Below are 21,503 nucleotides of genomic sequence, written 5' to 3'. Positions count from 1 at the left end.
TTGATCTTTTAAACTTTTAGACAGGAAAAATTCTATGATTGGAATTGAACTCTTGGTCGTTCTGGGCTTTATTTATTTAGGCTCTAGAATTGGCGGTATTGGTATCGGTTTTGCCGGCGGTGCTGGTGTGTTAGTGTTATCCCTCGTTTTTGGTATGCCCACCAGTGAATCATTAATCCCTATCGATGTTATTTTAATTATCATGTCAGTGATCACAGCCATTGCCGCAATGCAAGTTGCCGGTGGTATGGATTGGCTAGTAGAAATTGCTGAAAACTTCCTTCGTAAACACCCTAAACGCATTACTTTCTATGCACCTATCGTTACTTATTTAATGACAATGTTAGCAGGTACTGGACACACTGCTTTTTCAACCCTCCCTGTTATTGCTGAAGTGGCTAAAGGCCAAGGCATTCGCCCTTCTCGCCCTCTTTCTATTGCAGTTATTGCCTCACAAATAGCAATTACTGCCTCACCTATTTCAGCAGCAGTAGTCTTCTTCTCAGGAATCCTTGAACCAGTAGGCGTAAGCTACATAACGTTATTAAGCATTTGTATTCCAACTACCTTTATTGCCTGTATGGTCGGCGCTTTTGTGGCTAACTTTATGGGTTGTGAGCTAAAAGACGATCCTGTTTATAAAGATCGTTTAGCTAAAGGCTTGGTCAATATTGAACAAGCAGGTAAACGTGAAATTAAACCAACAGCACGCAAAGCGACTTATATCTTTATTACCGCGATTGTACTTGTAGTTTGTTATGCCGCCGCTATCTCTAATTCTATCGGTTTAATTACTCATCCAACATTGGGTCGTAACGAAGCGATTATTGCGGTAATGCTAACATCAGCAGCAGCAACGGTATGGATCACTAAAATTGATGCAGCTGAAATCCCATCAGCAGCAACGTTCCGTTCAGGCATGACTGCTTGTATTTGTGTCCTTGGTGTAGCATGGCTAGGCGCAACCTTTGTAAATGGTCACGTAGATGGTATTAAAGAAGTCGCTGGCTCGTTATTAAGTAGCCATCCTTGGATGCTAGCATTAGTTTTATTCTTTGCTTCAATGCTACTTTATTCACAAGGCGCAACAACGACTGCATTAATGCCAGCCGCACTCGCTATTGGTGTCGCTCCATTAACCATGGTTGCTTCTTTTGCAGCGGTAAGTGCTTTATTTGTATTGCCAACTTACCCAACACTATTAGCAGCAGTAGAAATGGATGATACTGGCTCAACGAGAATTGGTAACTTAGTCTTTAACCACCCATTCTTTGTTCCAGGGGTTGTTACCATTTCTACATCAGTGGCTTTAGGCTTCTTATTCGGTAGCTTTATTTTATAATTGACGACTGATACTCAATGATTAAAAGCTGCTTTCGAGCAGCTTTTTTTTTGCAGGTCATAAATAATGGCTAAGCTAATTATAGAACCATATGTAATTATGTATAACGAAGACTAACGATAATAAGGATGTTATTTGATGGCTAATATTAAAATAAAATACGCCTTAGTGATATTAATCATAACGATCATAACCATAGTGAGTGGCTACTTACTTAATAATAAACCGACACCCGCTGCGCTTACATTTACAGCCGTAAACTCAATTTCAGAATTAAAACATGCTCTTAAAACAGCCGCTCAACAACAACGTCCAGTGCTACTCGATGTTTATGCAGAATGGTGCTCCCCCTGCATAGCGCTAACTCAACAGACCTTTCCTGCAGCCAATGTTATTCCACAACTAAATAAATTCACTCGCATAAAAGCCAATGTTACCGCTAATTCCAGCGCTGATATTGCACTAATGCAATACCTCGAAGTGATCGGTTTTCCAAGCTTATTATTTTGGGACTCTCAAGGTAATCCATTACCACAGATAAAAATAAGTGGCTTTATAAATGCTGAAAATTTTAGTCATCATTTACAACAATCAATCATTTTTCCCTCATCATCACCTGTCTCACAAAATAACGCGCAATAACAAATCAAATTACAAAAGTGAGCCCTCAAGCATGATCAAGATCCAATCTCAACAGTGACTAAATTGCGCCTTTGTTACTGAAATGTTAGCGTGAAAAACTAATAACAAGAATAGGTTCAACTATGAACGTTCAATACACCATCGTTATCGCTGATGATCACCCATTGTTTCGTAGTGCTCTCTTTCAATCAATTCACATGGCTATCAGCAGTGCCAACCTTCTAGAAGCTGACTCACAGAATTCTTTATTTTCACTGTTAGAAAAAATAGGGGATATCGACTTATTATTACTTGATCTAAAAATGCCCGGATCCAGTGGTATGTCAGGGCTAATCCAATTACGCCAGCAATACCCAGAACTGGCTATTGTGGTCATTTCTGCCAGTGAAGAAAACGAAGTAGTGCAACAAGTTTATAATCATGGTGCATTTGGTTTTATTCCTAAATCCAGTGACATGCAGACATTATTAAATGCCTTAAAACAAATTCTTAATGGCGAACCTTATTTCCCAACGACGATCAATAACAATAACTTTCACCAACAACAGCTTACAACAAAAATTGCAGCGTTAACCCCTCAACAATATAAGGTGTTGACCATGTTAACTGAAGGCTTATTAAACAAACAAATTGCCTCTATTCTCAATATCTCAGAAGCGACGATCAAAGCACATTTAACCGCAATTTTTCGCAAACTTGAGGTTAAGAACCGCACTCAAGCAGTGATATTATTACAACAGTTCGACATTAATTAGTTCGACGTATAATAAGCTTTACGCTCAAATTTCATTATGTACTTATTATTATCAATCTTAATAATGACGCTCTAATTTAAGCGTCATTTTATTTTTCAAACATTAAACACTGGTTTAATATTGCTCTTAACTTCAGCGGCTTAATAGGCTTACTTAGAAAACTAAAACCTTGTTGACGGATCATTGCTTGATTCTCAGTCAACCGGTCAGCACTGATCACCACGCCCTTAAAATGCAAGCCTAATTGAGATCGGCATATCTGCAAAATCTCTAGCCCTGTTTGTTGTTTTGCAAGATGATAATCACTTAAAATCACATCAGGTCGCCAACCATCTGTTAATAATTGCAAGGTTTGAGCTTTATTTTCAGCAACACGCACCTCACAATGCCATTGCTCTAATAAGGTCATCATCGCAACTAATATCTTCGGCTCATTATCAATACATAGCACTTTTAGTCCGGTCAATAACACATTACCTGTAGAAGATAATGGCGACGGTTGTAACGACAACATCGAGGGCATCCCCCTTGGAACTGATAATGAAAATACGGTTCCTTGTTGAGGCCATGAATGAAAGCTTAATGGATGATTTAATACTCGAGAAATCCCGCGTGCAATCGCAAGCCCCAACCCTAAGCCATGCTCTGCACCCGTTTGATCCATTCGAGTAAATTCATCAAAAATATTTGCTTGTTTCTCCGTTGGGATCCCTGGCCCATTATCCCAAACCTCAATTAATAGCCGCTCACCCTGTCGACGTACACCTAATAACACCCGTCCTTTTGGATTATAGCGAAACGCATTGGTTAAGAAATTTTGTAATACTCGGCGTAATAATTTACTGTCCGAAACGATTACTGCCTCACTCATTACCACACTAAAATCAAGCTGCTGTTGTTGAGCTAATACGCCAAATTCAGCCTGTAATACACTCAATACATCACTGACTCGTAATGGCACAATATGAGCTTCCAGCTTACCGGCTTCTAAACGTGAGACATCTAATAGATCACCAATCAAATCTTCAGCGGCACTTAACGCACTGGTGATATGAGCAGCTAAACGAGCGCTTTGTTGTCCCTCATTTACTTCAACTAATGATGATGAAAATAATCGGGCGGCGTTAAGCGGTTGCATTAAATCATGGCTGACCGCGGCTAAGAATCGGCTTTTAGAATGCGCTTGTGCTTCTGCCTGTTGAGTCGCAACAACCAATTTTTTATTGAGTTGTTCTAATTGCTGAGTGCGTTTTTTAACGCGAGCTTCTAGATTTTCATTTGATTCTTTTAATGCCATTTCAGCTTGGCGAAACACCGTAATATCACTGAAACTCATCACAAAGCCACCACTTGGCATCGGGTTACCTTGCACCTCAATCACTTGCCCATCAGCACGAACTCGGGATGAAATATGCGGAGTTCTTTGTTGTAGATGCTGGATCCGCTTGGCTACATGCTGTTCCGAATCACCACTGCCACATAATCCTTGATTAGCGTTATGCCGAATCAAATCAGCAATCGGGCATCCCACCTGAATTAATCCCACCGGAAATGAAAATAATTCAAGATAGCGTTGATTCCATGCCACCAGCCGTAATTGGTTATCAACCACAGCGATGCCTTGGCTAATATGTTCAATTGCGCCTTGTAATAAACCGCGACTAAAATCAAACATCTCCGATGCTTCGTCAACAATGGTCACAACATCGTCTAATTGCATGTCACGACCTTGCAATGCAGAGGTAAGTACTAACTTTGCTGATAAGTCACCAAAAACAGACGCTAGCACTTGCTCTGTATATGAAATGATTGTTGGTGATGCTTGTTGTTCAGCGACAAGCTGACATTGTTGTTGCTTTGAAAATAGGGCAAAAGCGTGTTGAATACGTTTACGACCAACAAACCTTGCCGCTAAGATTTCTAGCTCCCTCACTGTGATTTTTGTATCCATTATCAACGTCCCTCAATGATCCTTATTCCACTGTAACGGAGTTATTAACCTTGGCTCAATTGAGGTCGGTCATAAATAAGAGCTAGGGCTTATTTTCATCAAATACCGCCACCATTGTTAACCACAAAAAAAGCGAGTCCATTAATGGACTCGCTTATCACCGCTATTTAGATTGTATTCGTACTTAATTCATTTGTGGCGTTAAAGTCTGCGGTTGCTCACCAGGTAATGGTAAACGAATAAAGAATACCGGCACTGCCATTACCGCCATAATCCAAAACACATCAGCGCCCCAATCGCCATAAACCCAACCACTGATGGAGGTTAAAACAGCCATCACCGCCCCTAACGGAATCGCATTATACAACGACTGTAGTGCCACCATATGATTACTAGGTGAACGCTCAATATAACGAATAGCTGCTAGGTGAGCCGCTGCAAATGTCACACTGTGTAATGACTGCACCGCAAACATTGCCCACTGATCAGTAATAGTCGCCGTTAAGCCCCAACGTACTAATACGCCAACGGCCGCCAAGCGGAACATATTGTTAATCGACCAGTTAGCAAATAAGCGCTTACTTACCAGGAACATCCCCACTTCAGCGGCAACACTAAAACTCCATAAATAACCAATGACAGATTCATCAAAACCTATTTTCTGCCAATAAATCGAACTAAAACCATAATATGCCGCATGACTGCCCTGCAATAATGCGGTAATTAACATCAATTTAATCACTGAGCTATCACGTAGAATATGCATTAATGCGGGACGAGCTTGTTGATGACTATTAACATCAACAGGCATAACTACGGGATTACGAGCAGCCATGATTTGTGCAAAACCTAAACCAGCTAAAGCCACCCACGGAATAATATCAGCCCCATAACGCTGAGCTAATACACCCACAACGGTTGAGCCAGCAATAAACGCAATTGAGCCCCACAAGCGAGTACGACCATAATCTAAATGACCTTCTTTGGCATAGTGGTTAGTAATAGCATCTGAAATGGGTACGATTGGCCCTGCGGATAAATTAAAGAGTACCGTTACCGCAGCTAAAGCCCAGAGATTGCCACCACAAATAATATAGATAATACAGGCCACCAGCCCGAGTAACGTAAACCCTCGCAAGGCAGGAATTAAATGTTCAACTTTATGGATCCTTGGCGTAATAACTAAGTTAGCAATACAACGCACCGCAAAGCCCAAACCAAGTAGTAAACCAATATCAGAGTCATCGACGCCTATATGTTTAAACCAAATAGCCCAGAAAGGTAGATACACCCCATAAGAAAAGAAAAATCCCAATAGATATTGGGATGTCCAACCATAAGGCTTACTTTTAAACATAATAGGTCTCAAAATGTGGTAGATGAAAAACGGCTCTATTATGCCGTAAAGCAACCACTAATCTGTAATCGTTCGGTAATGTTCATCTTAAAATAACAAACATTTACAACCTAAATGCGACGACTGTCACACTCAATCCCAACCTCACGATAAACCAAACAACTTAAGCTGCGCACAAAATACAATGTAACCCCATGCAACAGCTCAATGGGATCAAATTACACCGAAATCTCATCCTAAAGTCTAATTGTCGTAAATCATATAATCCTCCACTTTAACCATTAACACGGCTTAGACCGTTGTTTGTTCTGTATGGCAAACACCACCCAATAGGGAAAGAACTCAAGGAGAACAAGGATGAGTGAGGTTCATATTTATCCAGTTGATAGTGCAATAGCGAATAGTGCTCATATTAACGACGACCAATATCGTGAGATGTACCAACAATCAACGATTAATCCGCAAGGCTTTTGGCGTCAACATGGTCAAATCATTGATTGGATCACCCCTTACACTAAAGTAAAAAACACCTCATTTGATAGTGGTCATGTCAGCATAAAATGGTTTGAAGATGGTGAACTTAATGTGTCGGCCAATTGTATTGATCGCCATCTGGCTGATCGTGGCGATCAAGCGGCGATTATTTGGGAAGGTGATGATCCTAATGATGATGCGACCCTAACCTATAACGATCTTTACCAACAGGTATGTCAGTTTGCTAATGCCCTCAAAAGCCAAGGCGTACGTAAAGGCGATGTGGTCTGTCTCTACATGCCAATGGTCGCAGAAGCCGCCGTTGCCATGCTGGCATGCACCCGTATAGGCGCTGTGCATACTATCGTCTTTGGTGGTTTTTCCCCAGAAGCCCTTGCTGGACGTATTATTGATTCTAACGCCAAAGTAGTGATCACCGCCGATGAAGGGGTTCGTGGTGGCAGGGCTGTACCATTAAAGCAAAATGTTGATGATGCACTCGCTAACCCACTGGTTACTAGTATTGAGAAAGTAGTAGTGTTTAAACGCACCGGTGGCAATGTTGAATGGCACAGTGAACGTGATGTCTGGTGGCACCAAATAACAGCAGTCGCTTCTAACCACTGTGTACCTGAACCAATGAATGCTGAAGATCCGCTGTTTATTCTCTACACATCAGGTTCAACAGGTAAACCTAAAGGGGTATTGCACACCACCGGCGGTTATCTGGTTTATGCCACCATGACCTTTAAATATGTTTTTGACTACCAACCGGGTGAAGTCTATTGGTGTACTGCCGATGTCGGCTGGATCACAGGTCACAGCTATTTAGTTTATGGCCCCCTCGCGAATGGCGCGACCACCGTTTTATTTGAAGGTGTGCCTAATTATCCATCCACCAGCCGTATGAGCGAAGTGGTTGATAAACACCAAGTCAACATTCTCTATACTGCTCCCACCGCGATTCGCGCTTTAATGGCCAAAGGCGATGATGCAATCAAAGGTACCAAGCGTTCATCATTACGGATCATGGGATCTGTCGGTGAGCCGATAAACCCTGAAGCATGGGAATGGTATCACCGCACCATTGGTAATAGTCGTTGCCCGATTGTCGATACGTGGTGGCAAACAGAAACAGGTGGCATTCTTATCAGCCCACTTCCTGGTGCAACCGCCCTTAAACCCGGTTCAGCCACACGGCCCTTTTTTGGTGTACAACCGGCACTGGTTGATAATGTAGGTAATATTTTAGCAGACGCCACTGATGGTAACTTAGTGATAACCGATTCATGGCCGGGACAAATGCGGACGTTATGGGGCGATCACGAACGCTTTGAACAAACCTACTTCTCAACCTTTCCCGGCATGTATTTCTCTGGTGATGGCGCTCGTCGCGACGAAGATGGTTATTACTGGATCACTGGTCGTGTTGATGATGTACTGAATATTTCAGGTCACCGTATGGGTACGGCTGAAATTGAGTCGGCTCTAGTGGCTTTTGATAAAATAGCGGAAGCTGCAATTGTCGGTGTCCCTCATGCCATAAAAGGTCAAGCTATCTATGCTTATATCACTCTTAATGACGGTGAATATCCAAGTGCCGAATTACACAAACAAGTCAAAGATTGGGTTCGAAAAGAAATAGGGTCCATTGCCACCCCAGATTTTCTTCACTGGACTGATTCATTACCAAAAACCCGTTCAGGAAAAATTATGCGCCGTATTCTACGTAAAATTGCTACGGGTGATACGAGCTCTCTTGGTGATACCTCAACACTCGCCGATCCCAGTGTAGTTGATAAACTGATTGCAGAAAAACAGCAATTACTTTAACTCCGATTAACGATGAACAAAAAATCCATTTAACTGAAATCAAAAGACCACGCGCGTGGTCTTTTTTTATGCAGTTATTAATGATAATTTAAAATGAATTCAGCTTAGGATAAGCAACTTAACGCTAAAGTATCGCGTTAATCTGTTCGATATCGATAATATTTATTGAAATAGCACTATTAAATAAGTACATAAATCATCTTTTTTAAGCTCAATTATCACACCGTAATAATAACGGACAAAAACACAGTTTTATTACTAAATTCTTGCACTTAGTTACGTTACATTGACGTAGGATGAACGTATTAACATCTACTAACATTCTTATAACGGCTTACACATGTTCGCGCAAAAAGTGGTGATTAGACCAGTATTTTGCTGCGATTTGCGTTGAATTCTCTATAATTGGTTCACTATTAATGTTTGGTAGTAAAGAAAAGGACACATGGACGTCAACTTGCAGATAGCAATAAGTTGTTCGAGTTTAGCTTTATAAACAAGTGATGAGACCTCAAAATGCCAACCATTAAACGCATTTTATTGATTAATGGACCTAACCTAAATTTACTAGGTATACGTGAGCCTGAACATTATGGTCAGCAAACACTGACGCAACTGGTTCATAAATTAACGACTAAAGCCATCGATTTAGGTGTGACATTAGAACACATTCAATCAAATGCAGAACATGAGTTAATTGATGCTATTCACCAAGCTTACGCTAACGTGGATTTTATTATAATAAACCCAGCAGCTTTCACTCACACTAGCATTGCTATTCGTGATGCCTTACTTGGAGTTGCTATTCCGTTTATTGAAATACATTTATCTAACGTTCACGCACGTGAACCTTTTCGTCATCACTCTTACTTATCGGATAAAGCCGTTGGAGTGATTTGCGGCCTTGGCCCAGACGGTTATGAATTCGCCCTACAGGCAGCAGTTAATCGCCTGCATGCTGATAGCTAACTGAACAATATATAAAGAGAAAAATAATGGACATTCGTAAAATTAAGAAGCTAATTGAACTGGTTGAAGAATCTGGTATTGCAGAGTTAGAAATTTCTGAAGGTGAAGAGTCAGTTCGAATCAGTCGTAATGTGCCTGCATCAGCAATGCCACAACAGTATGCTGTTGCCCCTATGGCTGCACCTGTTCAAGCAGCACCTGTCGTGGAAACACCTGCAACATTCCAAGCACCAACAGCGCCTGCTGTTGCACCAGGTCATCAAATTCTTTCTCCAATGGTCGGTACGTTCTACCGTGCACCAAGCCCAGAAGCAAAGAACTTTGCTGAAGTAGGTCAATCAGTCAACATTGGCGATACACTATGTATCGTTGAAGCAATGAAAATGATGAACCAAATTCAAGCAGATAAAGCAGGTAAAGTTATTGCTATTCTTGCTCAAGAAGGCGATGCAATTGAATTCGACCAACCGCTTGTAATCATCGAGTAATCGAGGCTCCTGGCTATGTTAGACAAATTAGTAATTGCGAATCGAGGTGAAATTGCACTTCGAATTCTTCGCGCATGTAAAGAATTAGGTATTAAGACCGTTGCGGTTCACTCAACCGCTGACCGTGATCTTAAACACGTACTATTAGCAGATGAATCCGTTTGTATTGGTCCCGCTCGTAGTATCGATAGTTACCTTAATATTCCTCGTATTATCAGTGCAGCAGAAATCACAGGCGCAGTAGCGATTCACCCTGGCTACGGTTTCCTATCTGAAAATGCTGATTTTGCAGAACAAGTTGAACGTTCAGGTTTTGTTTTTGTTGGCCCTAAAGCAGAAACTATTCGTCTAATGGGCGATAAAGTTTCAGCGATCAGCGCCATGAAAAAAGCCGGTGTACCTTGTGTACCAGGCTCTGATGGTCCACTTGATGACGATGAAGCGAAAAACAAATCTTTCGCTAAACGTATTGGTTACCCAGTTATCATTAAAGCCTCTGGTGGCGGCGGTGGTCGTGGTATGCGTGTTGTACGTTCTGAAAATGAACTGACTGAAGCGATTGCCATGACCCGTGCGGAAGCAAAATCTTGCTTTAATAATGACATGGTTTACATGGAAAAATACCTTGAAAACCCACGTCATATTGAAGTACAAATCCTTGCTGACGGCCAAGGTGGTGCAATCCATTTAGGTGAGCGTGACTGTTCAATGCAACGTCGCCACCAAAAAGTGGTTGAAGAAGCACCAGCACCAGGTATTACTGAAGAAATGCGTAAATACATCGGTGAACGTTGTACGCGTGCATGTTTAGAAATCAATTACCGTGGCGCTGGTACGTTTGAATTTCTTTATGAAAATGGTGAGTTCTACTTCATTGAAATGAACACCCGTATTCAAGTTGAACACCCAGTCACTGAAATGATAACGGGTATTGATCTAATTAAAGAGCAATTACGTATTGCAGCTGGTCAACCATTATCATTTAGCCAAAAAGACATTCAAATTCGCGGCCACGCTGTTGAATGCCGTATTAATGCTGAAGATCCAGTGCGCTTCTTACCTTGCCCTGGCACTATCACGCGTTTCCACTCGCCAGGTGGCATGGGTATTCGCTGGGAATCACACATCTACACTGGCTACACTGTCCCGCCTTACTATGATTCAATGATCGGTAAGTTGATTGCGTATGGTGAAAACCGTGACGTTGCGATCTCACGTATGCGTAATGCATTAAGTGAATTAATCATTGACGGTATCAAAACAAATATTCCACTTCATCAAGAAATTATGACTGATGAAAACTTCAAAAAAGGTGGTGCTAACATCCACTACCTTGAGAAGAAGCTTGGTTTACAGTAATAACGTTATTTAACGTTAAAAAGGCTGCCTAAGGGTGGCCTTTTTTATTTTGAACATCAGCACATTTTATACGCTGCATACTAGACGTGGCATAAAGCCCTATCTTTTGCCACAATAGCGCCCTTTTTTGATGACTATCACTGATCAGTCCTTTACTAATAATAACTGGAGAAACCGCATGAAAACGCTTTCTGCTCGCTACCGTCAAGCGCATAAAGAAGCGCGCTGGGCGATAGGACTCGCGTTAGCTTATTTTCTTTGGTGGTATGTTTCCGCCTATGGGTTTGCCCCCGCCATTAATGATCTCAGCATGCCTACTCTCTATTTTGGGTTCCCATTATGGTTTCTACTGTCATGCATTATCGGCCCAATTGTTTTTACCATTCTGTGTGCCTTAATGGTGAAATTTATTTACCGCGATCTCCCGCTTGAAATAACAGACGATAAACCACATGAATAGCCAACTTATCATTCCTTTAGTGTTGTATTTAGCCGCTGTTTTTGGCGTCGCACTTTATACCCGCCGTTTTCAAAGCAAAGGTAACTTTCTTACTGAATACCTTGTTGGTGGCCGCAGTATGGGAGGATTTGTATTAGCAATGACCCTTGCTGCCACTTATGCTAGTGCTAGTACTTTTATTGGCGGACCGGGTGCCGCTTATAAAATGGGGTTAGGCTGGGTATTACTCGCCATGATCCAACTTCCCGCAGCATGGTTAACCTTAGGTGTGCTGGGTAAAAAATTTGCGATTGAATCTCGACGCCATAATGCGTTAACCCTCAATGATATTTTATACGCTCGCTACCAACATAAGGGCGTGGTGATCTTTGCTTCCTTGTCACTACTACTGGCCTTTTTTGGCACCATGGTTGTCCAATTTGTTGGTGGAGCCCGATTATTACAAACAGTAACGGGGTTATCTTATACCCATGGCCTAATGCTATTTGCTATCACTGTCGGCCTCTATACCACCATTGGTGGCTTTAGAGCGGTAGTCATGACAGATACCATTCAAGGGATCATGATGATCATTGGTACGATCGCGCTGCTAGTTGGGATCGTTCATACTGGTGGTAGTATTGGGGCTCTCGTCACCAAACTGCATAGTATTGATCCAGCATTAGTCTCCCCTTATGGCCCCCACCACTTTTTAAGCCAACCATTTATGCTGAGCTTTTGGATTCTGGTCTGTTTTGGGGTTATCGGTTTACCTCACGCCGCAGTACGCTGCATGTCTTATAAAGACAGTCGCTCACTGCACAAAGGAATGGTGATCAGTACTATTATGGTCGCGCTACTAATGTTTGGAATGCATTTAGCCGGTGCGCTAGGCCGCGCTATCGTGCCAAATATCGCCAGTCCCGATCAGATCATGCCAATCTTAATGGTGACAGTATTACCACCAGCAGTTGCAGGAATATTCTTAGCAGGCCCAATGGCAGCAATTATGTCGACCATTGATTCTCAATTAATTCAAGCGTCTGCAACCTTACTTAAAGATTTATATATTAATTATATCAATCCTAAAATTGCCGAGGGTGAAGCCGCTGAAACCAAGTTACCTAAATTATCATTATTGGTAACTGCTATTTTCTCAGCATTGGTTTTTGTGGCGGCAATGAACCCACCGAATATGATCATCTGGCTCAACTTATTAGCCTTTGGTAGCTTACAAGCTGTATTCCTGTGGCCTTTAGTATTGGGACTCTATTGGGAAAAAGCATCTGCAACTGGCGCTTTTGCATCAATGATTGTTGGACTGAGCACTTACCTAGCGCTGTCATTAGGCAAACCCGATATGGGAGGTATGCATGCCATCGTGCCGACATTAATTATAGGTCTAATCGCCTTTATTATCGGCAGTTATGTCCGTCCTAATAAACCGAAAATCGCCGACGTTAACTGATTTTTGCCTATTAATTTAGCTAACATAACTAAAAATAAAAAAGAGAGTATCAGCAGATACTCTCTTTTTTTTATAGATTGTTTAGCATCTGCTAATGGGGATTGGTGAAATTTCATGCTAGACTGCGCCCCCTATGTTCAAGTAGTCACAAAATAAGCGAATAACCCATGCCTTGGATTCAAATTAAACTGAACGCTACTGCAGAAAACGCAGAAGCAATTGGCGACATGCTAATGGAAGAGACTGGTGCTCTATCCGCCACTTTCCTTGATGCACAAGACACGCCAGTTTTCGAGCCTATGCCAGGCGAAACCCGTTTATGGGGCGATACTGATGTGATTGGTTTGTATGATGCTGAAGCCGACATGGATTTCGTGCTGAACATGCTAAAAAATAGCCCACTAATTGCTGATGATTTTGCTTACAAAATCGAGCAGTTAGAAGATAAAGATTGGGAACGTGAATGGATGGATAATTTCCACCCAATGCGTTTTGGTCGCCGTTTGTGGATTTGCCCTAGCTGGCATGAAACACCAGACCCTGAAGCCGTCAATGTACTGTTAGATCCAGGTTTAGCATTTGGTACAGGTACTCACCCAACTACATCATTATGTCTTGAGTGGTTAGACGGTCAAGATTTAGTCGGTAAAACTGTGATCGATTTTGGCTGTGGTTCAGGTATTTTATCCATTGCAGCACTTAAGTTAGGCGCAGCAAAAGTAATCGGTATTGATATCGACCCACAAGCTATTTTAGCTTCTCGTGATAACGCTGAACGCAATGGTGTTTCTGGCGATCTAGAGCTATACCTACCACAAGATCAACCACAAGGCATTCAAGCAGATGTCGTTGTTGCTAACATTCTAGCCGGTCCATTGCGTGAATTATCACCAGTGATTAAGAGCTTAGTGAAAAATGGTGGCGACCTAGCAATCTCAGGTGTACTTGAAAGCCAAGCTGAAGATGTTTCGACCTATTACAGCGATGAAATCACATTAGATCCAGTAATGACACGCGAAGAATGGTGTCGTATCTCTGGTCATAAAGCATAAAAATCATGGTAATTGGTTGCTGCTGTTGATTATTATTAATTAATTTAGAGTGTCAATTGATTGAAAATCATGCGATTTTGACAAACAAAATCATCATGCTCAATTATTGGCCTTTTCAGCAGCGTAAAAAATGCGTAAAATGCGCGCCCTTACTGGCACAGTCAGGTAGAGACATTTTGCATATCGGTCCATATCAACTTAAAAACCAACTGATAGTCGCGCCAATGGCGGGTGTGACCGATCGGCCATTTCGTGAATTATGCCTTCGCTACGGCGCAGGCATGGCTGTTAGCGAGATGATGTCGTCGAATCCAGACCTCTGGAAAACGTCTAAATCGCTCAATCGTATGGTTCATGAAGGTGAATCAGGGATTCGTTCGGTTCAGATAGCAGGTGCTGATCCAAAATTGATGGCCGAAGCTGCGCAATTCAGTGTTGAAAACGGTGCGCAAATCATCGATATCAATATGGGATGCCCAGCCAAGAAAGTAAATAAACGATTAGCAGGTTCTGCACTACTGCAATATCCCCACCTTATCGAAGATATTCTTCGTACCGTCGTGGACGCAGTAGATGTTCCCGTTACGCTTAAAACCCGTACTGGCTGGGATCTCGATAATCGGAACTGTGTCAACATAGCCAAACTCGCCGAACAATGCGGCATACAAGCCCTCGCCCTTCATGGACGTACCAAGGCTTGCATGTACAAAGGTGAAGCGGAATATGACTACATTAGAGCGGTGAAACAAGCCATCTCGATCCCAGTTATTGCTAACGGTGATATCGATAGCCCGGAGAAAGCACGCTTTGTACTCGATTATACGGGTGCCGACGCTCTAATGATTGGCCGACCTGCACAAGGGAAGCCGTGGATTTTTAGAGAAATCCACCATTACTTAACAACCGGTGAACACCTCGCTGCACCGTCAATAGACGAAATCAGCGAAATTATGTTGGGGCATGTTAAGGCACTTCATCAATTTTATGGTGATTACCTAGGATTACGCATTGCACGTAAACACGTGTCTTGGTATTTGAAAGAGCATGCACCAGCAGGTGATTTCCGCCGGACCTTCAACGCACTCGAGGATGCTCAACAGCAAATCGATGCGCTGCAAGGCTACTTCGAAAACGTTGCATAAATACTAGAAGAGCTTACAGAATTATGTTCGAACAAAATCTGACTTCCGAAGCGTTAACAGTTACAACTGTAACTTCACAAGACCAAATCACACAGAAACCATTACGTGATTCAGTGAAGGCATCCCTTAAAAACTACCTTGCTCAATTAAATGGTCAGGAAGTCGACGATCTGTACGAGCTTGTGCTTGCAGAAGTTGAACAACCACTACTAGACACCATTATGCAGTACACTCGCGGTAACCAAACTCGCGCTGCAACCATGATGGGTATCAACCGTGGTACGCTACGTAAGAAACTAAAGAAATATGGCATGAACTAAACCAATTTGGTTTAATGATTGTAAAAAAGCCCATTTCATCATCACGATGAAATGGGCTTTTTCGTTATCGAAAGAACAGATTAATCAGCATATTATTACACTATTATTTCGTTGTGATTTAGCGGCTCATTATTATTTATTTTCAGCCGTATTCGATTTATTTAAAAAATCGTACTTAAAAAATTTCTGCACATAATCGCATTGACGACACTGAATAACACGTCGAATAAAAAAGCGTTGATAAAATTTACGGCGTACTCGTTCAATATCATATGATTGACAATTATTGCACTGATTCATGCGTAACTTCCTTATATTGCACTGACACAACATAAAACATACATTAAACCAAGAACAAATCAAACATGTCGCATATCAAAGGTAATCATTAGCTTTGATGATATTGCAAAAGCTACATTAATTCAGCCATCACTGACCGTTGTAAGCTCGCCAGTAAGAGAAATTGGCCAACAAGCAGGTAAGCGCTTACTTTCAAAAATGAATAACAATAATACTGACATTCAACGTTTAATTCTCGCACCAAAACTTATTTGCCGCGACTCTGCTTAAACGTAACCCATAAAAAAAGCTTCGTCGTAACGAAGCTTTTTTACTGACTAATCGGCTTAAGGCAACTTATAGGTAGTCACATAAGTAAGCTGTAGTTTTGGTCACTTTAACGTGGAATGCGCTATCACCAGGAACTTCAAAATCATCACCAGCACCATAGGTTTCCCAATCAACATGACCTGGAAGTTTTACGGTAAGCTCACCTTTTACGACAGTCATACGCTCAGGGGCAGCGGTCGAAAACGTATATTCACCCGCAACCATCACACCAACACTGGCATGATCACCGGCTGATTCAAATCCAACAGATTTTACTTGGCCATCAAAATATTCATTCACTTTTAACATTGAATTTCCTTATTGCTAAACAGGTAAAGCAAATCTTCTAAGCCCAAAAACTATCACAATTTCAAATGAACCACTAACGATAAATATTCATCAAAAATATGATTGATAATGTCAAAAATACGACAAGTGATTAATCATCACAATGACATTGACCTAAATGACAAGGCTCAGGTTTTACTTCAGGATTCGCCATATCATCGCTGTAATTTAACGCGCCAAGAATAGAGCAATGGCTAGCGTCATCATTACGATGACCACAACAAGCGTCATTGATCTTTTTTAAAGCGCCACGGATCCGTTGTAGTTCAGCAATTTTACTATCCACTTCATCTAATTTAGCCTGCGTGATCGCTTTAACTTCAGCACAACTATGTTGACTTGCTTCAAGTCGAATATCCAATAACTCACATATTTCACCGAGACTCAAACCGATCGCTTTCGCCCGTAAAATAAATTTAACCCGTGATAAATCATCCTCACTGTAGAGACGATAACCACTGTCACTTCGACCCGCAGGTTCAATCAACCCATTCTTTTCATAAAAACGTAATGTATCACTACTGACATTACATAATTTTGCTAGTTGTCCTATTAAATACATTTAAACGTCCTTTCGAGTAACTCAATATTTCAGTGATCACACTCAAATAGCAAACGTTTGCGCAATAGCAATATTCATGTAGAATAGGCATCAGATTGATACATATCGTTTACTAATTCTTAGCTTTGCTCGATTTTAGCCGAGGATATTTCTCAACGCCAATCTAATCCCTGCGGATTGGTATTGAAAAATATCCTATTCACTGTGTATTAGAGAGATGGTAGCAATGGAAAACGTTCGTCCTATTCGCCGTGCGCTGCTTAGCGTATCCGACAAAACTGGTATTGTTGAATTCGCTCATGCCCTCGCCAACCGTGGTGTAGAAATTTTATCTACGGGTGGTACCGCTCGTTTACTTGCAGAACAAAACATTCAAGTCACTGAAGTTTCTGACTACACCGGTTTTCCTGAAATGATGGATGGTCGCGTCAAAACCCTTCACCCAAAAGTACACGGTGGCGTTTTAGGCCGTCGTGGTATTGATGACGTAATCATGGCACAACACGGTATTAATCCGATTGATATGGTGGTCGTTAACCTCTATCCGTTTGCTGAAACTGTTGCTAACCCAAATTGCAGTTTAGAAGATGCGGTCGAAAATATTGATATTGGCGGGCCAACCATGGTGCGCTCAGCCGCTAAAAACCATAAAGATGTCACAATTGTGGTTAATGTTGATGATTATGATCGTGTTCTTACAGAAATGAGCGCCAATGATGGTTCACTAAGCCATGCTACTCGCTTTGATTTAGCCATTGTTGCGTTTGAGCATACTGCCGCCTACGATGGTATGATTGCTAACTACTTCGGTACGATGGTGCCTTCTTACGGCGATAACAAAGAAGGTGACCAAGAGTCAACATTCCCCCGCACTTTCAATCAACAGTTCGAGAAAAAACAAGACATGCGCTACGGTGAAAACAGCCACCAAACAGCCGCATTCTATGTTGAAGCACATCCACAAGAAGCCTCAGTAGCAACCGCAACGCAACTGCAAGGCAAAGCACTGTCATACAATAATATTGCCGATACTGACGCGGCACTTGAGTGTGTCAAAGAATTCGATCTTCCCGCTTGTGTGATTGTAAAACACGCCAATCCATGTGGGGTGGCTTTAGGTGATAACTTATTTGAAGCTTACGATCGTGCTTATAAAACCGATCCAACCTCTGCCTTTGGCGGCATTATTGCGTTCAACCGCGAACTTGACGCGGCAACCGCACAAGCGATTGTTGATCGTCAATTTGTTGAAGTGATCATTGCACCGAAAATATCAGCCCAAGCGACTGCGATTATCGCAGCCAAGAAAAACCTGCGTTTACTTGAGTGTGGCGAATGGTCAACCAAAACCACAGGCTTTGATATTAAGCGCGTTAACGGTGGTTTACTGGTTCAAGATCGCGATCAAGGCATGGTATCGCAAGACGATCTAACGGTGGTATCACAACGCCAACCAACGGCGGATGAGTTACGTGATGCTCTCTTCTGCTGGAAAGTAGCTAAATACGTTAAATCTAACGCGATTGTATATGCAAAAGGCAATATGACAATTGGTGTCGGCGCAGGTCAAATGAGCCGCGTGTATTCAGCTAAAATTGCGGGTATTAAAGCCGCCGATGAAAATCTAGAAGTCGCGGGTAGCGTGATGGCATCCGATGCTTTCTTTCCGTTCCGTGATGGTATTGACGCCGCCGCAGCAGCGGGTATTACTTGTGTGATTCAACCGGGCGGCTCTATGCGTGATGATGAAGTAATTACCGCAGCAGATGAACATGGCATGGCAATGGTCTTTACGGGCATGCGTCACTTCCGCCATTAATACTTTGTAACCAATAAATATATTCAGATTCTCAATCAAGGGTCTGAATATATTACGTTAATGTAATACCGTAGCACCTCATCAACGACAACATTCTTAACGTTTAATTTTAGCGCAGCACTCAAAGGGAAAATGATGAAAGTACTAATTATTGGTAATGGCGGCCGTGAACATGCACTGGGTTGGAAAGTGGCACAAAACCCTGATGTTGAAAAAATATTTATTGCCCCAGGTAATGCTGGTACTGCTCTTGAACCTACATTAGAAAATATCGATATTAGCGTTGAGAATATTACGGGTTTAGTTGAGTTTGCGCAGAACAACCACATTGAACTGACGATTGTTGGCCCCGAAGTTCCACTCGTTCTTGGTGTTGTTGATGCCTTTCGTACTGCTGGATTAGCCATTTTTGGCCCGACTCAAGCCGCTGCGCAACTTGAAGGTTCTAAAGCGTTCACTAAAGATTTTTTAGCTCGCCACAACATTCCAACCGCTGATTACCAAAACTTTACTGAAATCGAACCCGCCTTGGCTTACCTAAAACAAAAAGGCGCACCAATTGTAGTTAAAGCCGATGGCTTAGCCGCAGGTAAAGGCGTGATTGTCGCCATGACAGAACAAGAAGCAGAAGCTGCCGTCCGCGATATGCTTGCAGGCAATGCCTTTGGTGAAGCGGGACATCGGGTCGTTATTGAAGAGTTCCTTGATGGCGAAGAAGCTAGCTTTATCGTCATGGTCGATGGTAAGAATGTATTGCCAATGGCCACCAGCCAAGATCATAAGCGTGTCGGTAATGCCGACACAGGCCCAAACACTGGCGGCATGGGCGCTTACTCACCAGCGCCCGTTGTTACGCAGGAAATTCATGATCGCGTAATGAAAGAAGTGATTTACCCGACAGTTGAAGGTATGGCAGCAGAAGGTGCACCTTACACAGGTTTTCTTTATGCGGGCTTAATGGTAATGGCTGACGGCACCCCGAAAGTGATTGAATACAACTGCCGTTTTGGTGATCCTGAGACCCAACCGATTATGCTACGGATGCAGTCTGATTTAGTTGAGCTTTGTTTAGCGGCAATTGATGGCAAACTTGATAGTGTTGAATCAAAATGGGATCCACGCGCGGCTATTGGGATCGTACTAGCCGCTGGCGGCTATCCTGCTGATTATCAAAAAGGCGATATTATTCGCGGCTTACCTCAGCAAGAGCGAGCGGGAGAGAAAATCTTTCATGCAGGTACAACCAATAATGCTCACGGTGATGTAGTGACTAACGGTGGGCGAGTATTATGTGCCACGGCGATGGGTGATACAGTTCTAGCCGCTCAGCAACGTGCTTATGCGTTAGCACAGCAAATCTCATGGAATGGCATGTTCCATCGTGATGATATTGGTTATCGTGCCATTGCTCGCGAACAATAAACCCCATACTTCAATTCTAAAAAACGCGCTCTCAAGGCGCGTTTTTTTATAACTAATATTATTCATCAACCAGTATTGTTGCGAATCAGTCTTTCAATAAATTGGGTGCCACCAAACACTGTTGCTGTTGGCGTTGCAATAACACATCATCAACCACCAATTGCTGCTGTTGTAACTTACCATTTACCGCCATATACCCCTGACCCGATAATTTATCAGCGGTGGATTGAGCAATCACCTCTACCGGCTGTTGTTGCTGACAAGGAATAAACTGCTGTTGTTACCAATGCCCTTGAACCCACGTTTGCTGATGATCAGACAGTTGTTCGACGGTGGCTGCCAGTACTTTCGCTTGCTGACGTAATTTGTCAATTTTAGCGTTAGTTAGTGGAATGATATTTTTCCCTTGCTGATAACGCTGAAACACCGCTAAACCGTGGCTATCAAATCGTAATTGCAATTGGAATGGAACCAGAGAACCATCGATATGTTGCTGACCCTGTTGATAGAGCTCAAACAGCCGTCCTGAACGCCAACGATAGTTAGCCTGATATTGCCCTTGAGTTGAGGTAAAAACACGCTCACTGAGCTTTATAGGTAGATTAGGACGGAAGGTATACCAATAAAAATGAGGACCATCAGTTGCCATTTGAGCAACAGTGATAGTTTTTGGCGTAATTACTGCATTTTCAGCCATGTCGCTTGCCGCACAGCCTGTAAGTAAAAATACAACCGCCAGAGAAAGCGTTATACGTGTCATAAAAAAAACGCCAGCCGCTAATGCAAACTGGCGCTATTTTCAATTACTTTAACGCGTCTTTAAGTGCCTTGCCCGAAACGAACGCAGGTACGTTAGCCGCAGCAATTTGAATTTCCGCACCTGTTTGTGGATTACGGCCAATGCGTGCTGCACGATGATTCACTTTAAATGTACCAAAGCCAATTAGTTGAACCTGGTCACCATCTTTAAGCGCATCAGTAACGCCTTCAAGAGTAGCTTCCAATGCTAATTTTGCTTGTGCTTTAGACAAGTCTGCTTTTTCTGCGATCAGGTCAATCAGTTGGGTCTTGTTCATTAGGTTTCCCTTCTAAGGTTTTGGGCTTAATACTGTCCAACTCTAATTCAAAAGAAGCCCATGTGGCAAAGGTTTG

The 21,503-nt window shown here is 42.3% G+C and carries 21 protein-coding genes and 1 pseudogene; 15 read left to right on the top strand and 7 right to left on the bottom strand.

The genetic code is table 11. From position 1 onward, the window contains the following. Positions 1–34 precede the first annotated feature (34 nt). From CIK00_RS17180 to CIK00_RS17170, 3 genes are all read left to right on the top strand, one after another. Positions 35–1,342, top strand: a complete 1,308-nt coding sequence (locus tag CIK00_RS17180; protein ID WP_101769868.1) for an anaerobic C4-dicarboxylate transporter — start codon at positions 35–37, stop codon at positions 1,340–1,342. A gap of 138 nt (positions 1,343–1,480) precedes the next feature. Then, a complete protein-coding gene (locus tag CIK00_RS17175) occupies positions 1,481–1,984 on the top strand; it encodes a thioredoxin fold domain-containing protein (protein WP_101769867.1) in 504 nt (167 codons plus the stop codon). Between the two features lie 122 nt (positions 1,985–2,106). Then, a complete protein-coding gene (locus tag CIK00_RS17170; protein WP_101769866.1) occupies positions 2,107–2,739 on the top strand; it encodes a response regulator transcription factor in 633 nt (210 codons plus the stop codon). 88 nt (positions 2,740–2,827) lie between these two features. On the opposite strand, the pseudogene CIK00_RS17165 reads toward CIK00_RS17170, so the two are convergent. Further along, positions 2,828–4,690 (bottom strand): annotated as a pseudogene (locus CIK00_RS17165) (hybrid sensor histidine kinase/response regulator); the annotation flags it as partial. 184 nt (positions 4,691–4,874) lie between these two features. Beyond that, positions 4,875–6,047, bottom strand: a complete 1,173-nt coding sequence (locus CIK00_RS17160; protein ID WP_101769864.1) for a 3-phenylpropionate MFS transporter — start codon at positions 6,045–6,047, stop codon at positions 4,875–4,877. A gap of 357 nt (positions 6,048–6,404) precedes the next feature. Here CIK00_RS17160 and acs point away from each other — a divergent pair, with 357 nt between their 5' ends. The 10 genes from acs (at position 6,405) to CIK00_RS21560 (ending at position 16,161) form a co-directional block, all read left to right on the top strand. Beyond that, entirely contained in the window at positions 6,405–8,354 is a 1,950-nt protein-coding gene (gene acs / locus CIK00_RS17155) for an acetate--CoA ligase (protein ID WP_101769863.1), read from the top strand. 516 nt (positions 8,355–8,870) lie between these two features. Beyond that, positions 8,871–9,323: a type II 3-dehydroquinate dehydratase gene (gene aroQ / locus CIK00_RS17150; protein ID WP_101769862.1), complete on the top strand. Its 453-nt coding sequence runs from the start codon at positions 8,871–8,873 to the stop codon at positions 9,321–9,323. A 26-nt stretch (positions 9,324–9,349) separates the two neighbouring features. Beyond that, positions 9,350–9,811, top strand: a complete 462-nt coding sequence (gene accB, locus CIK00_RS17145; RefSeq protein WP_101769861.1) for an acetyl-CoA carboxylase biotin carboxyl carrier protein — start codon at positions 9,350–9,352, stop codon at positions 9,809–9,811. A 15-nt stretch (positions 9,812–9,826) separates the two neighbouring features. Then, positions 9,827–11,170 (top strand): acetyl-CoA carboxylase biotin carboxylase subunit, encoded by a 1,344-nt coding sequence (gene accC / locus CIK00_RS17140; protein ID WP_101769860.1) that lies wholly within the window; start codon positions 9,827–9,829, stop codon positions 11,168–11,170. A gap of 178 nt (positions 11,171–11,348) precedes the next feature. Beyond that, on the top strand, positions 11,349–11,630 hold the full coding sequence (locus CIK00_RS17135) for a YhdT family protein (RefSeq protein WP_101769859.1): 282 nt from the start codon (positions 11,349–11,351) through the stop codon (positions 11,628–11,630). Further along, positions 11,623–13,077, top strand: a complete 1,455-nt coding sequence (gene panF / locus CIK00_RS17130; protein ID WP_101769858.1) for a sodium/pantothenate symporter — start codon at positions 11,623–11,625, stop codon at positions 13,075–13,077. The genes CIK00_RS17135 and panF overlap by 8 nt, the downstream gene beginning before the upstream one ends. Positions 13,078–13,244: 167 nt before the next feature. Further along, positions 13,245–14,129: a 50S ribosomal protein L11 methyltransferase gene (gene prmA, locus CIK00_RS17125; RefSeq protein WP_101769857.1), complete on the top strand. Its 885-nt coding sequence runs from the start codon at positions 13,245–13,247 to the stop codon at positions 14,127–14,129. Between the two features lie 176 nt (positions 14,130–14,305). Next, positions 14,306–15,271: a tRNA dihydrouridine synthase DusB gene (gene dusB / locus CIK00_RS17120; RefSeq protein ID WP_152654271.1), complete on the top strand. Its 966-nt coding sequence runs from the start codon at positions 14,306–14,308 to the stop codon at positions 15,269–15,271. A gap of 23 nt (positions 15,272–15,294) precedes the next feature. Continuing rightward, positions 15,295–15,591, top strand: coding sequence for a DNA-binding transcriptional regulator Fis (gene fis / locus CIK00_RS17115; protein WP_005372656.1), 297 nt, complete (start codon positions 15,295–15,297; stop codon positions 15,589–15,591). Between the two features lie 315 nt (positions 15,592–15,906). Next, positions 15,907–16,161, top strand: a complete 255-nt coding sequence (locus CIK00_RS21560) for a substrate-binding domain-containing protein (RefSeq protein WP_101769886.1) — start codon at positions 15,907–15,909, stop codon at positions 16,159–16,161. A gap of 66 nt (positions 16,162–16,227) precedes the next feature. On the opposite strand, the gene ppnP is transcribed toward CIK00_RS21560, so the two are convergent. Continuing rightward, complete coding sequence (gene ppnP / locus CIK00_RS17105; protein ID WP_036788928.1) at positions 16,228–16,509, bottom strand: pyrimidine/purine nucleoside phosphorylase; 282 nt, start codon at positions 16,507–16,509, stop codon at positions 16,228–16,230. 130 nt (positions 16,510–16,639) lie between these two features. After that, the gene (zntR, locus tag CIK00_RS17100) at positions 16,640–17,110 is read right to left on the bottom strand and encodes a Zn(2+)-responsive transcriptional regulator (protein WP_045038131.1); all 471 of its coding nucleotides are present in this window, start codon (positions 17,108–17,110) and stop codon (positions 16,640–16,642) included. Between the two features lie 226 nt (positions 17,111–17,336). Here zntR and purH point away from each other — a divergent pair, with 226 nt between their 5' ends. Further along, positions 17,337–18,929 carry a bifunctional phosphoribosylaminoimidazolecarboxamide formyltransferase/IMP cyclohydrolase gene (gene purH / locus CIK00_RS17095; protein WP_101769856.1) on the top strand — a complete coding sequence of 531 codons (1,593 nt, stop codon included), beginning with the start codon at positions 17,337–17,339 and terminating at the stop codon, positions 18,927–18,929. Between the two features lie 135 nt (positions 18,930–19,064). Continuing rightward, positions 19,065–20,351 (top strand): phosphoribosylamine--glycine ligase, encoded by a 1,287-nt coding sequence (gene purD / locus CIK00_RS17090; protein WP_101769855.1) that lies wholly within the window; start codon positions 19,065–19,067, stop codon positions 20,349–20,351. 85 nt (positions 20,352–20,436) lie between these two features. Here purD and CIK00_RS21365 read toward each other — a convergent pair whose 3' ends face one another. Genes CIK00_RS21365 through hupA form a run of 3 tightly spaced genes read right to left on the bottom strand, consistent with a single transcriptional unit; the run spans position 20,437 to position 21,427 of the window. Then, positions 20,437–20,589: a hypothetical protein gene (locus CIK00_RS21365; protein WP_167388575.1), complete on the bottom strand. Its 153-nt coding sequence runs from the start codon at positions 20,587–20,589 to the stop codon at positions 20,437–20,439. Positions 20,590–20,631: 42 nt separating this feature from the next. Continuing rightward, positions 20,632–21,111 (bottom strand): DUF1481 domain-containing protein, encoded by a 480-nt coding sequence (locus CIK00_RS17085; protein WP_101769854.1) that lies wholly within the window; start codon positions 21,109–21,111, stop codon positions 20,632–20,634. 43 nt (positions 21,112–21,154) lie between these two features. After that, entirely contained in the window at positions 21,155–21,427 is a 273-nt protein-coding gene (gene hupA / locus CIK00_RS17080; RefSeq protein WP_045038135.1) for a nucleoid-associated protein HU-alpha, read from the bottom strand. Between the last annotated feature and the right edge of the window lie 76 nt (positions 21,428–21,503).

The organism is Photobacterium carnosum (genome assembly GCF_002849605.1).
GTDB lineage: Bacteria > Pseudomonadota > Gammaproteobacteria > Enterobacterales > Vibrionaceae > Photobacterium > Photobacterium carnosum.
Note: the sequence above shows the minus strand (reverse complement) of the source record. Positions and strands in the feature narration are given on the sequence as shown.

Bases quoted from the DNA above. Each gene is read 5' to 3' on its own strand.
- hupA (WP_045038135.1), bottom strand. From the start codon at position 21,427: ATGAACAAGACCCAACTGATTGACCTGATCGCAGAAAAAGCAGACTTG.
- CIK00_RS17135 (WP_101769859.1), top strand. From the start codon at position 11,349: ATGAAAACGCTTTCTGCTCGCTACCGTCAAGCGCATAAAGAAGCGCGC.
- CIK00_RS17160 (WP_101769864.1), bottom strand. From the start codon at position 6,047: ATGTTTAAAAGTAAGCCTTATGGTTGGACATCCCAATATCTATTGGGA.
- prmA (WP_101769857.1), top strand. From the start codon at position 13,245: ATGCCTTGGATTCAAATTAAACTGAACGCTACTGCAGAAAACGCAGAA.
- purH (WP_101769856.1), top strand. From the start codon at position 17,337: ATGGAAAACGTTCGTCCTATTCGCCGTGCGCTGCTTAGCGTATCCGAC.
- zntR (WP_045038131.1), bottom strand. From the start codon at position 17,110: ATGTATTTAATAGGACAACTAGCAAAATTATGTAATGTCAGTAGTGAT.
- CIK00_RS17085 (WP_101769854.1), bottom strand. From the start codon at position 21,111: ATGACACGTATAACGCTTTCTCTGGCGGTTGTATTTTTACTTACAGGC.
- CIK00_RS17170 (WP_101769866.1), top strand. From the start codon at position 2,107: ATGAACGTTCAATACACCATCGTTATCGCTGATGATCACCCATTGTTT.
- CIK00_RS17175 (WP_101769867.1), top strand. From the start codon at position 1,481: ATGGCTAATATTAAAATAAAATACGCCTTAGTGATATTAATCATAACG.
- CIK00_RS17180 (WP_101769868.1), top strand. From the start codon at position 35: ATGATTGGAATTGAACTCTTGGTCGTTCTGGGCTTTATTTATTTAGGC.
- accC (WP_101769860.1), top strand. From the start codon at position 9,827: ATGTTAGACAAATTAGTAATTGCGAATCGAGGTGAAATTGCACTTCGA.
- accB (WP_101769861.1), top strand. From the start codon at position 9,350: ATGGACATTCGTAAAATTAAGAAGCTAATTGAACTGGTTGAAGAATCT.
- panF (WP_101769858.1), top strand. From the start codon at position 11,623: ATGAATAGCCAACTTATCATTCCTTTAGTGTTGTATTTAGCCGCTGTT.
- fis (WP_005372656.1), top strand. From the start codon at position 15,295: ATGTTCGAACAAAATCTGACTTCCGAAGCGTTAACAGTTACAACTGTA.
- aroQ (WP_101769862.1), top strand. From the start codon at position 8,871: ATGCCAACCATTAAACGCATTTTATTGATTAATGGACCTAACCTAAAT.
- ppnP (WP_036788928.1), bottom strand. From the start codon at position 16,509: ATGTTAAAAGTGAATGAATATTTTGATGGCCAAGTAAAATCTGTTGGA.
- acs (WP_101769863.1), top strand. From the start codon at position 6,405: ATGAGTGAGGTTCATATTTATCCAGTTGATAGTGCAATAGCGAATAGT.
- purD (WP_101769855.1), top strand. From the start codon at position 19,065: ATGAAAGTACTAATTATTGGTAATGGCGGCCGTGAACATGCACTGGGT.